The 10,745-nt window shown below is 71.3% G+C and carries 11 protein-coding genes; 8 read left to right on the top strand and 3 right to left on the bottom strand.

Translation table 11 applies throughout. From position 1 onward, the window contains the following. Positions 1-72: 72 nt before the first annotated feature. From A5714_RS01370 to A5714_RS01360, 3 genes are read left to right on the top strand one after another with little or no spacing between them, the layout of a single operon-like run. Complete coding sequence (locus A5714_RS01370; protein WP_068065093.1) at positions 73-504, top strand: MarR family transcriptional regulator; 432 nt, start codon at positions 73-75, stop codon at positions 502-504. Next, positions 501-1,340, top strand: a complete 840-nt coding sequence (locus A5714_RS01365) for an RNA methyltransferase (RefSeq protein ID WP_068281979.1) — start codon at positions 501-503, stop codon at positions 1,338-1,340. The genes A5714_RS01370 and A5714_RS01365 overlap by 4 nt, the downstream gene beginning before the upstream one ends. Positions 1,341-1,356: 16 nt before the next feature. Further along, entirely contained in the window at positions 1,357-1,635 is a 279-nt protein-coding gene (locus tag A5714_RS01360; RefSeq protein WP_068281975.1) for a DUF2537 domain-containing protein, read from the top strand. Here the strand turns inward: A5714_RS01360 and sepH are convergent. Together sepH and serC are read right to left on the bottom strand one after the other, a co-directional pair. Then, a complete protein-coding gene (gene sepH / locus A5714_RS01355) occupies positions 1,632-2,396 on the bottom strand; it encodes a septation protein SepH (RefSeq protein ID WP_068281972.1) in 765 nt (254 codons plus the stop codon). The two genes, A5714_RS01360 and sepH, sit on opposite strands and share 4 nt — an antisense overlap. Before the next feature lie 117 nt (positions 2,397-2,513). After that, positions 2,514-3,635 (bottom strand): phosphoserine transaminase, encoded by a 1,122-nt coding sequence (serC, locus tag A5714_RS01350; protein WP_068281970.1) that lies wholly within the window; start codon positions 3,633-3,635, stop codon positions 2,514-2,516. A 222-nt stretch (positions 3,636-3,857) separates the two neighbouring features. Here serC and A5714_RS01345 point away from each other — a divergent pair, with 222 nt between their 5' ends. Both A5714_RS01345 and A5714_RS01340 read left to right on the top strand, forming a co-directional pair. Further along, positions 3,858-4,883, top strand: a complete 1,026-nt coding sequence (locus A5714_RS01345; protein WP_068065111.1) for a diiron oxygenase — start codon at positions 3,858-3,860, stop codon at positions 4,881-4,883. A 19-nt stretch (positions 4,884-4,902) separates the two neighbouring features. After that, positions 4,903-6,585 (top strand): FAD-dependent oxidoreductase, encoded by a 1,683-nt coding sequence (locus tag A5714_RS01340; RefSeq protein WP_068281968.1) that lies wholly within the window; start codon positions 4,903-4,905, stop codon positions 6,583-6,585. A gap of 17 nt (positions 6,586-6,602) precedes the next feature. Here A5714_RS01340 and A5714_RS01335 read toward each other — a convergent pair whose 3' ends face one another. Next, entirely contained in the window at positions 6,603-7,724 is a 1,122-nt protein-coding gene (locus A5714_RS01335; RefSeq protein WP_068065120.1) for a citrate synthase 2, read from the bottom strand. A gap of 116 nt (positions 7,725-7,840) precedes the next feature. Between A5714_RS01335 and pdxH the strand changes: the two genes are divergently transcribed. The 3 genes from pdxH to A5714_RS01320 all read left to right on the top strand — a co-directional run. Then, entirely contained in the window at positions 7,841-8,467 is a 627-nt protein-coding gene (pdxH, locus tag A5714_RS01330; RefSeq protein WP_197502711.1) for a pyridoxamine 5'-phosphate oxidase, read from the top strand. Positions 8,468-8,496: 29 nt separating this feature from the next. Next, positions 8,497-9,378, top strand: a complete 882-nt coding sequence (locus A5714_RS01325; RefSeq protein ID WP_068281966.1) for an amidohydrolase family protein — start codon at positions 8,497-8,499, stop codon at positions 9,376-9,378. Positions 9,379-9,483: 105 nt separating this feature from the next. Further along, positions 9,484-10,745 (top strand): MFS transporter (locus A5714_RS01320; protein WP_068281964.1); only part of this gene is annotated, 1,262 nt, incomplete at its 3' end.

Below are 10,745 nucleotides of genomic sequence, written 5' to 3'. Positions count from 1 at the left end.
CCGGCGCGGCGCGAAGCCCGTCGTTCACCGTTTCGTATCACGATCCCGCAGGCTTGCGTGTACCCTCGCGCCATGCCTGACAGCGATGCGCGGCTGGCCAGCGACCTGTCACTGGCTGTCATGCGGTTGGCGCGCCAACTGCGGTTCCGCAATCCCTCGTCGCCGGTGTCGCTGTCCCAGCTGTCCGCGCTGGCGATGCTGACCAACGAGGGCCCGATGACGCCCGGTGCCCTGGCGATCCGTGAACGGGTGCGGCCGCCGTCGATGACGCGGGTCATCGCCTCGCTGGCCGACATGGGGCTGGTGGACCGCGCGCCGCACCCGGTCGACGGCCGGCAGGTGCTGGTCTCGGTCTCCGAATCCGGCGCCGAGCTGGTCAAGGCCACCCGGCGGGCCCGCCAGGAGTGGCTGGCCAAGCGGCTGGCGACGCTGGACAGCGACCAGCGCGACGTCCTGCGCAGCGCGGCCGACCTGATGCTGGCGTTGGTCGACGAAGGCCCGTGAGCGACGGGACCGACGGCCTGAACGTGGCGGACGTCGACGACCCCGACGACCCCAGGCTCGACGACTTCCGCGACCTCAACAGCGTCGACCGCCGCCCCGATCTCCCCTCGGGCAAGGGCCTGGTGATCGCCGAGGGCGTGCTCGTGGTCCAGCGGATGCTGGCCTCGCGGTTCGACCCGCACGCCCTGCTGGGCACCGACCGGCGGCTCGCCGAACTGCGGGACGACTTGGCGGGCACCGGAATTCCGTACTACCGGGCGTCGGCCGACGTGATGGCGCGGGCGATCGGGTTCCACCTCAACCGGGGCGTGCTGGCGGCCGCGCGGCGACCGCCCGAGCTCGGCGTCGATGAGGTCCTCGACGGCGCCCGCACCGTCGCGGTCCTCGAAGGCGTCAACGACCACGAGAACCTCGGCTCGATCTTCCGCAACGCCGCCGGGCTGGGCGTCGACGCGGTGGTCTTCGGCAGCGGCTGCGCCGACCCGCTGTACCGGCGCGCCGTCCGAGTGTCGATGGGTCACGCGCTGCTGGTGCCCTACGCCCGGGCGACGCGGTGGCCCGAAGCCTTGGACACCCTGCGCGACAACGGGTTTCGGCTGCTGGCGATGACCCCGCGGCCCACCGCCTGCGCGTTGGCGGAGGCGATGACGGCGGCGCGCGACCGGCGGGTGGCCGTGTTGGTGGGCGCCGAGGGGCCGGGCCTGACGCCGGCCACGCTGCGATCCAGCGACGTGCTGGTGCGCATCCCGATGGCGCGCGGCACCGACTCGCTCAACGTCGCGACGGCGGCGGCGCTGGCGTTCTACGAACGGGCCCGCGTGACCGACGTCGCGTAGGGTTAGGCTTCCGCGGATGAAGACCGAGTCCGTTCCCTGGGCAACGGGTTTGACGGTGGCGGCCTTCGTCGCGGCCGTCACCGGCGCCGCGATCGTCGTGCTCAGCCTCGGGCTGATCCGGGTGCACCCGCTGCTGGCCGTCGGGCTCAACGTCGTGGCCGCCGGGGGATTGGCGCCGACGTTGTGGGGATGGCGCCGCACGCCGGTGCTGCGCTGGTTCGTGCTGGGCGCCGGCGTGGGTGTGGCGGGCGCCTGGCTCGCGCTGTTCGCCCTGGCCGCCGCCAGCCGCGGCTAGCGCTGCCCGCCGGAGCGCACGCCGAGCAGCACGTCCTCCCACGCCGGGATGACGGGCTTGCCGCGACGCGAGTGCACGGGCTTCTCGTCCGGCGCGGCCGCCGCCGGCGCCGGCGCGACCGCCGGTTCCTGGAAATCGACGTGGGCGACCCGCGCCACCGGCCGCAGGGGCTGCTCAAAGTCCGGGTCGATCAGCGCGCTGGCGGCGTCGTCGATCGCCGTGACGGTCCCGCCATGGGCGCCGGGGCTGAACGAGAAGTGCGCCAGGTTGTCCGACCGGCCCACCTTCCAGGCGAGTTGAACGGTCCAGCGATTGTCCTCGTTGCGCCAGGCGTCCCAGCTGAGCTTGTCGTGATCGAGCCCGCGGGTCACGAAGGCGGCGCTGACGGTCTCGAGCAGGGTCAGCACCGAGGGGCCGTCGGCCAGCACGGGATGCGCGGCCGTTGCCAGCTCCGCGGCGCGGAACCGTTCCAGCAGCACCGGGTGCGCGAAGCGGCGCACCCGGGAGAGCTCCGAGCCCGACGCCGCGGCGACCTGTTCGACGGACGCGCCGGCACGAATCTTCGCCTGAATCTCTTTGGGGCTGAGCATGTTGGTGACTTCTATCTCGAGCTGCGGTTGCTCGGGGTACTTTTTCTCGCCGCGCAGGACGGTCCGCAGTTCGTCGTCGGCCTTCAGCCTGAACCGCTCCTCGGGGCCGTCGCCCTCGCAGATCAGGTATTTGCTGTCGGCGTCGAGCCCCACCACTTTGAGTTCCCGCATGGTTTCTCCTCGCAGGCTCCGTGCAGGTCGGCGACGGACCCGTCAGGTCCGCACTTTAGCCCAGCCCCGGCCGTTCGCCGGTCCTGACACGCTGGGCGGTCAAGGGACGGTTGCTGGCTAGTGGAGCCGCTCGACGACCCAGTCGATGCACTGCGTCAGGGCGCTGACGTCGTCGGGGTCGACGGCGGGGAACATGCCCACCCGCAATTGGTTGCGGCCGAGTTTGCGGTACGGCTCGGTGTCGACGATGCCGTTGGCCCGCAGCGTCTTGGCGACGGCCGCCGCGTCGACGTCGTCGACGAAGTCGACGGTGCCCACCACCTGCGATCGCAGGGCGGGGTCGGCGACGAACGGCGTGGTGAAGGACCGGTCCTGCGCCCAGGAGTACAGCCGCTGCGAGGAGTCGGCCGTGCGCTTGACCGCCCAGTCCAGGCCGCCGTTGCCCAGCAGCCAGTCGACCTGCTCGGCCATCAGCGCCAGGGTGCCGACCGCCGGGGTGTTGTAGGTCTGGTCCTTGAGGCTGTTCTCCACCGCGATGGGCAGGGAGAGGAAGTCGGGCACCCACCGGCCCGACTCGGCGATCGCGCGGACCCGGTCCAGCGCAGCGGGGCTGAGGATGGCCAGCCACAGGCCACCGTCGCTGGCGAAGTTCTTCTGCGGAGAAAAGTAGTAGGCGTCGGTCTCCGCGATCTGCACGGGCAGCCCGCCCGCCCCGGAGGTGGCGTCGATGAGGACCAGGGCGTCGCCGGCATCGGCGGGACGGCGGACCGGCACCGCGACGCCCGTCGACGTCTCGTTGTGCGCCCAGGCGATGGCGTCGACCGACGGGTCGCTCTGCGGCTCGGGCGCGCTGCCCGCGTCGGCCTTAATGACGACCGGGTCACCGACGAACGGGTTGCCGGCGACGGCGGCGGCGAACTTCGAGCTGAACTCGCCGAAGGACAGGTGCAGCGAGCGCTTGTCGATCAACCCGAACGCCGCGGCGTCCCAGAAGGCCGTCGCGCCGCCGTTGCCGAGGATCACCTCGTACCCGTCGGGCACGGCGAACAGCTCGGCGAGGCCCTTGCGCACGCGGCCCACCAGGTTCTTCACCGGGGCCTGCCGGTGCGAGGTGCCGAACAGCGGGGCGGCGGTGCTGGTCAGCGCCTGCAACTGTTCGGGCCGCACCTTCGACGGGCCACACCCGAAGCGGCCGTCGCGGGGTTTGATGTCTGCGGGGATCTCGAGCTGGTCAGCCATGCTCCCCAGGGTAGTGAGCCGACCTGAACGGGCGGTGTGGCGGCCCGTCTCGCCGGTCCGTCGCGGACGCCGAAAGTTTCGTCCGGTGTGATCCAGGGCATAGAAATTTCGTGACCGCCGGTCAGGTCACATGGCGAAGAGGGCCCTGGAACATATCCGGTACCTGCGGTACTGTCTGGACATAGCAAGGCCAAATGTAAACCTCGTTGGGGAGGACTGAAGATGGCTAGGACGCGACTCGTTCGACGCTGGCGCCGCAACATGGAGGTGCGCGACGACACGGAATACGTGAACACTCTCGCCACCCTGTCCGAGGGGTCGGTGCGCCGTAACTTCAACCCCTACACCGACATTCACTGGGATTCCCCCGAATTCGCCGTCACCGAGAACGATCCGCGGTGGATCCTGCCGCAGACCGACCCGCTGGGAAGGCACCCCTGGTACCTCGCGCAGCCCGACGAGCGCAAGATCAAGATCGGCATGTGGCGGCAGGCGAACGTCGCCAAGGTGGGGTTGCACTTCGAGTCCATCCTGATCCGCGGCCTGATGAACTACACGTTCTGGGTGCCCAACGGCTCCCCCGAATACCGTTACTGCCTGCACGAATCCGTCGAAGAGTGCAACCACACGCTGATGTTCCAGGAGATGGTCAACCGCATCGGCGCCGACGTGCCGGGCATGCCCCGGCGCCTGAAGTGGCTCTCGCCGCTGGTGCCCCTGGTGGCCGGGCCGCTGCCGGTGGCCTTCTTCATCGGTGTGCTGGCCGGCGAGGAGCCGATCGACCACACGCAGAAAAACATTCTGCGCGAAGGCAAGTCGCTGCACCCGATCATGGAGCGGGTGATGGCGATCCACGTCGCCGAAGAGGCGCGGCACATCTCGTTCGCCCACGAGTTCCTGCGCAGGCGGTTGCCGCACCTGACCAAGCGGCAGCGGTTCTGGACCGCGCTGTACCTGCCGCTGACCATGAAGGTGCTGTGCCGCGCGATCGTAGTGCCGCCCAAGCAGTTCTGGCAGGAGTTCGACATCCCGCGCGAGGTCAAGAAGGAACTGTTCTTCCGGTCGCCGGAGTCGCGGAAGTGGTTGAGCGACATGTTCGGTGACGTGCGGATGCTGGCCTACGACACCGGCCTGATGGAGACTCGCTCGGCGCGGTTGATGTGGAAGCTGTGCAAGATCGACGGCAAGCCGTCGCGGTACCGCAGCGAGCCGCAGCGCCAGCACCTGGCCGCCGCGCCGGCCGCTTAGGGCGCACGGGAAATCGGCTATGCCGCATGTGATCACCCAGTCGTGCTGTAACGACGGGTCCTGTGTCTTCGCGTGCCCGGTCAACTGCATCCACCCGACGCCGGACGAGCCGGGGTTCGCCACCTCGGAGATGCTCTACATCGACCCGGTCGCCTGCGTGGACTGCGGTGCCTGCGTGAGCGCCTGCCCGGTGGGGGCCATCGCGCCCGACAGCCGATTGGATGCCAAGCAGCTGCCGTTCGTCGAGATCAACGCCTCCTTCTACCCGAAGCGTCCCGAGGGCGTGAAGCTGCCGCCCACCTCCAAGCTGGCCGCGGTGCTCCCGGCCGCCGAGGTGCGGCCCCGGCGGGGGCCGCTGACCGTGGCCGTGGTGGGTTCCGGACCCGCGGCCATGTACGCCGCCGACGAGCTGCTCACCCAGAAAGGCGTGCGGGTCAACGTCTTCGAGAAACTCCCCACGCCCTACGGACTGGTTCGCGCGGGGGTGGCACCGGATCACCCGAACACCAAGCGCGTCACCCGGTTGTTCGACCGGGTCGCCGAGCACCGCGGGTTCCGCTTCTTCCTCAACGTCGAGGTCGGCAACCACCTGACCCACGCGGACCTGCTGGCCCACCACCACGCCGTGCTGTATGCCGTCGGGGCGCCCGACGACCGCAGGCTGAGCATCCAGGGCATGGGTTTGCCGGGCACCGGGACCGCCACGGAGCTGGTCGCCTGGATCAACGGGCACCCCGAATTCGCCCAGCTACCAGTCGATCTCGGCCACGAGCGGGTGGTGGTGGTCGGCAACGGCAACGTCGCCCTGGACGTGGCGCGGGTCCTCACCGCCGATCCGGACGCCCTGGCCGGCACCGACATCGCCGACCACGCCCTGGCGGCGCTGCGCGGTTCGGCGGTGCGCGAGGTGGTGGTCGCCGCCCGGCGCGGGCCCGCGCACTCGGCGTTCACGCTGCCCGAGCTGATCGGCCTCACGGGCACGGCCGAGGTGGTGCTGAGCGCGGCCGACCATGCGCTGGTGGCGGCCGACCTCGCGGCGGCGACCGACCCGCTGGTCACGCGCAAGCTGCAAATCTTGAGCACGCTCGGCGACGACTCGGCGCCGCCGTCGCGGCCGCGGATCATCCTGGCCTATCAGCTGACCCCGCACCGCATCCTGGGCGCCGACCGAGCCACCGGTGTGGAGTTCACGCGCACCGGCACCGCGGAGACCCGCCGAATCGAGGCGGGCCTGGTGCTGACGTCAATCGGCTACCGCGGCAAGCCAATTCGTGACCTGCCATTCGACGACGCCGCGGCCGTGGTGCCCAACGAGGGGGGCCGCGTCATCGACCCGACCACCGGGGCCGCGGTGCCGGGCGCCTACGTCGCGGGCTGGATCAAGCGCGGGCCGAGCGGGTTCATCGGCACGAACAAATCCTGCTCACTGCAGACGGTGCAACGGTTGGTGGCCGACTTCAACGACGGCAAGCTGGCCGACCCGGCGCCCGACCCCGGCGCCCTGGAGGCGCTGGTGCGGGCGCGCCGACCCGAGGTCGTCGACGCGGCCGGGTGGCGCGCCATCGACGCCGCCGAGATCGCGCGCGGCGCCGGCCGGCCTCGCAACAAATTCACCGATATCGCCGACATGCTGGCGGTCGCGGCCACCGCCGAGCCGACACCGCCGCCGCGGCGCGGGCTGCTGTCCCGGCTGATCGGCTGACCGGCCGGCCGCGCGCCTCAGACATGGGCGAGGTCGCGCTCCCAGCCCTCAACCTCTTCGGGCTTGCGCGGGCCCGGTCCGACGTAGATGGCCGACGGGCGGACCAGCTTGCCGAGCCGCTTCTGCTCCAGGATGTGGGCGCACCACCCGGCGGTGCGCCCGCAGGTGAACATCGCCGGCATCATGGTGGCCGGCACCTGGGCGAAGTCCAGGATCACCGCGGCCCAGAACTCGACGTTGGTCTCGATGGCCCGATCCGGGCGGCGCTCGCGCAGCTCGGCGAGGGCGGCCTGCTCCAGCGCGACCGCCACCTCGTGGCGGGGCGCACCGAGCCGCTCGGCGGTCGCGCGCAGCACCCGCGCCCGCGGGTCCTCGGCGCGGTACACGCGGTGCCCGAAGCCCATCAGCTTGTCGCCGCTGTCCAGGATCTTCTTGACCAGGGCGCGCGCGTCGCCGGTGCGCTCCACCTCTTCGATCATCGGCAGCACCCGCGCCGGCGCCCCGCCGTGCAGCGGGCCGCTCATCGCGCCGATCGCCCCGGACAGCGACGCGGCCACGTCGGCGCCGGTCGAGGCGATCACCCGCGCGGTGAAGGTCGAGGCGTTCATCCCGTGCTCGGCGGCGGACACCCAGTAGGCGTCGATGGCCTCGACGTGCCTGGGGTCGGGTTCGCCCTGCCAGCGCGTCATGAAACGCGCTGTCACCGTGGCACATTCGTCGATCACCCGCTGCGGAACGGCCGGCTGATAGATGCCGCGGGCGGACTGGGCGACGTAGGACAACGCCATCACCGAGGCGCGGGCCAACTGGTCGCGCGCGGTGCCGTCGTCGGTGTCGAGGAGGGGCTTGTAGCCCCAGATCGGGGCGAGCATCGCCAGGCCCGCCTGCACGTCGACGCGCACGTCGCCGGTGTGAATGGGCAGCGGGAACGGCTCGGCGGGGGGCAGCCCGCGACCGAATTTGCCGTCGACCAGCAGTGCCCAGACGTCGCCGAACGTGACCTGCTGGCCCACCAGGTCCTCGATATCGACACCGCGGTAGCGCAGGGCGCCGCCGTCCTTGTCGGGCTCGGCGATCTCGGTGGTGAACGCCACCACGCCTTCGAGGCCGGCGACGAAGTTTTCGGGTACTACGGTCATGGGAAAATTCTTGCACCCCCTGCTCGGGGCGATGCTACCGGCCGGTAGCAAGCACCGGTAGCGTTGGCGCGATGGCCGGACCGGACCCCGAAACGGGCAGCGATCACCTGCAGAGAATGCGTGTGGAATACGGATCGGTGGAAAAGGACGGCAGTCCGGACCTCGACGCGGATTGGCTCGACGGCGGCTGGGTCGCGTTGCTGCGCAGCTGGATTCGCGACGCCGAGCAGGCCGGGGTCGCCGAGCCCAACGCGATGGTGCTCGCCACCGTGTCCGACGGCAGGCCCGCCAGCCGCACCGTGCTGTGCAAGAGCGTCGACGAGTCCGGGATCACGTTCTTCTCCAACTACGACTCGGCGAAGGGGGCGGACCTGGCGTCGACCCCGTACGCGTCGGCGACGTTTCCGTGGTACCTGCTCGGCCGGCAGGTGCACGTCCGCGGGCCGGTGACCAAGGTCAGCGCCCAACAGACCGAGGATTACTGGTCCAAGCGGCCCCGCGGATCGCAGCTGGGCGCGTGGGCGTCGCACCAATCCCAGCCGATCGCGTCCCGCGAGGCCCTGCTCGACCAGCTGGCGCAGGTCACCGCCCGCTTCGTCGGCACCGACGCTGTTCCGGTGCCGCCCGGCTGGGGCGGCTACCTCATCGCCCCCGAGTCGGTGGAGTTCTGGCAGGGGCGGGAGAACCGGTTGCACAACCGCATCCGGGTCGTCGGCGGGCGGGTCGAGCGGCTGCAGCCCTAGCGGACCCGCCTCGGCTAGCTTGAGCCGTGATGGACGAGACGCAACAGGTGCGCGCGCTTTGGCAGTCGCTCGGGCTGCCCGGCGTCGTCGACGTGCACACCCACTTCATGCCCAAGCCGGTCATGGACAAGGTGTGGAAATACTTCGACGACGCCGGCCCGCTGGTCGGGCGGCCGTGGCCGATCGCCTACCGCACCGACGAACAGCAGCGCCTCGACACGCTGCGGGCCTTCGGGGTCCGCGCCTTCACGTCGCTGGTCTACCCGCACAAACCGCAGATGGCGGCCTGGCTGAACCAATGGGCCAAGGCCTTCGCCGACGCCACCCCCGACTGCCTGCACACCGCCACGCTGTACCCCGAGCCCGGCGCCGAGGACTACGTCCGCGAGGCCGTCGAGTCCGGCGCGCGCGTCGTCAAGGCGCACATCCAGGTCGGGCGGTACAGCCCCACCGACCCGCTGCTCGACGGCGCCTGGGGTGTCATCGAGGACGCCGGCCTGCCGGTCGTCATCCACTGCGGCTCGGGGCCGGTGCCCGGCGAGTACACCGGCGCCGAGCCCGTCGCGGCGCTGCTGACCCGCCATCCCCGCCTGCGGCTGGTCATCGCTCACCTGGGCATGCCCGAATACGCCGACTTCCTCGACCTCGCCGACCGGCACGACGAGGTCCGGCTGGACACCACCATGGCGTTCACCCCGTTCATGGAGGAGACCATGCCGTTCCCCGCGTCGGAGTACGGGCGGCTGCGGGCGCACGCCGACCGCATCCTGTTCGGCAGCGACTTCCCTAACATCCCGCACGGGTTCCTCGACGCGATGCTGGTGTTGACGCGGCTGCCCGGCATCGACGACGCGTGGCTGCGAAAGGTGTTGCACGACAACGCCGCGCAGCTGTTCGAGCTGGACGGCTGAGCGCCGCCGCGCGGGCGCGCCGCGGGGTCAGTCACACTGGGCGGGGGCCCGCGGCGGCCCACTGATGAGCGCCCCGCACGCGGGGCGGGAACGGGGGGCTCGGGCGTGGTGCGGCTTTTCGCGGACACCACACCGCTGCGGGCCCCGGAGTTTCGCCGGTTGTGGCTCGCGGGCGTCCCGACCGTCATCGGCGGCAACCTGACCATCTTCGCGGTCCCGGTCCAGATCTACGCCCTCACCGAGAACTCGGCCTACGTCGGGCTCGCCGGGCTGTTCGCGCTGGTGCCGCTGGTGGTGTTCGGCCTTTTGGGCGGCGCCTGGGCCGACGCCATGGATCGGCGCCGGCTGCTCATCGTCACGTCGTGCGGGCTGGCGCTGGCCTCGCTGCTGCTCTGGCTGCAGGCCGCCCTCGCGCTGAACAACGTGTGGGCGGTGCTGGGGCTGCTGTCCTTTCAACAGGCGTTCTTCAGCGTGAACTCGCCGACCCGCTCGGCGGCCATCCCGCGGATGCTGCCCGGCGAGCAGCTGCCGGCGGCCAACGCGCTGAACATGACCGTCACCCAGTTCGGGGCGATCGCGGGCCCGCTGCTGGCCGGCCTGCTGCTCAGCTGGGTCGACCTGTCGGCGCTGTACCTGATCGACACGGTGACCTGCCTCGCCCCGATCTGGGCGACGTTCCGGCTCGCGCCGATGCCGCCGACCGAACCGGAGCAGGACCGCGGCGCGTCGCGGTGGGGCGTGGCCGCCGTCATCGAGGGGTTCCGCTATCTGGCCGGCAACACCGTCGTGCTGATGTCGTTCGTGGTGGACCTGATCGCCATGATCTTCGGCATGCCGCGGGCGCTGTTCCCCCAGCTGGCGCACCAAAGCTTCGGCGGGCCCGTCGAGGGCGGCTCGGCGATGGCGCTGCTGGCCGCTGCCATGTCGGTCGGGGCGGTGGCCGGCGGGGTGTTCTCCGGCTGGCTGCCGCGGATCCGACGCCAGGGGCTGGCGGTCATGGCCTCCGTCGTGGTGTGGGGCCTGGCGATGGTCGGCTTCGGCGCGGTCAGCGGCACGGCCCACGGGCGGCCCGGACCGGCGCTGTGGGGGGCGTTGGCGTTCCTGGCCGTCGGCGGCGCGGCGGACATGGTGTCGGCGGCGTTTCGGCAGACGATCCTGCAGCAGGCGGCCTCCGACGACCTGGTCGGGCGGCTGCAGGGCGTGTTCACGGTGGTCGTCGCGGGCGGCCCGCGGGTGGCCGACGCGGTGCACGGCGCCGCGGCCGCCGTGGTGGGGGCGTCGGCCGCCGCCGCCGGGGGCGGGGCGTTGGTGGTCCTGGGAGTTCGCGACTTTCGGCACCCGATATCGGACGAACGCCGGGGCCGCCG

Origin of the sequence: Mycobacterium sp. E2462 (assembly GCF_001672685.1) — a bacterium.
GTDB lineage: Bacteria > Actinomycetota > Actinomycetes > Mycobacteriales > Mycobacteriaceae > Mycobacterium.
This window is presented reverse-complemented; position numbering and strand designations above follow the sequence as displayed.

Excerpts from the sequence above, each read along its gene's own strand:
- A5714_RS01370 (WP_068065093.1), top strand. The coding sequence starts at position 73 with ATGCCTGACAGCGATGCGCGGCTGGCCAGCGACCTGTCACTGGCTGTC.
- A5714_RS01360 (WP_068281975.1), top strand. The coding sequence starts at position 1,357 with ATGAAGACCGAGTCCGTTCCCTGGGCAACGGGTTTGACGGTGGCGGCC.
- sepH (WP_068281972.1), bottom strand. The coding sequence starts at position 2,396 with ATGCGGGAACTCAAAGTGGTGGGGCTCGACGCCGACAGCAAATACCTG.
- serC (WP_068281970.1), bottom strand. The coding sequence starts at position 3,635 with ATGGCTGACCAGCTCGAGATCCCCGCAGACATCAAACCCCGCGACGGC.
- A5714_RS01345 (WP_068065111.1), top strand. The coding sequence starts at position 3,858 with ATGGCTAGGACGCGACTCGTTCGACGCTGGCGCCGCAACATGGAGGTG.
- A5714_RS01340 (WP_068281968.1), top strand. The coding sequence starts at position 4,903 with ATGCCGCATGTGATCACCCAGTCGTGCTGTAACGACGGGTCCTGTGTC.
- A5714_RS01335 (WP_068065120.1), bottom strand. The coding sequence starts at position 7,724 with ATGACCGTAGTACCCGAAAACTTCGTCGCCGGCCTCGAAGGCGTGGTG.
- pdxH (WP_197502711.1), top strand. The coding sequence starts at position 7,841 with ATGCGTGTGGAATACGGATCGGTGGAAAAGGACGGCAGTCCGGACCTC.
- A5714_RS01325 (WP_068281966.1), top strand. The coding sequence starts at position 8,497 with ATGGACGAGACGCAACAGGTGCGCGCGCTTTGGCAGTCGCTCGGGCTG.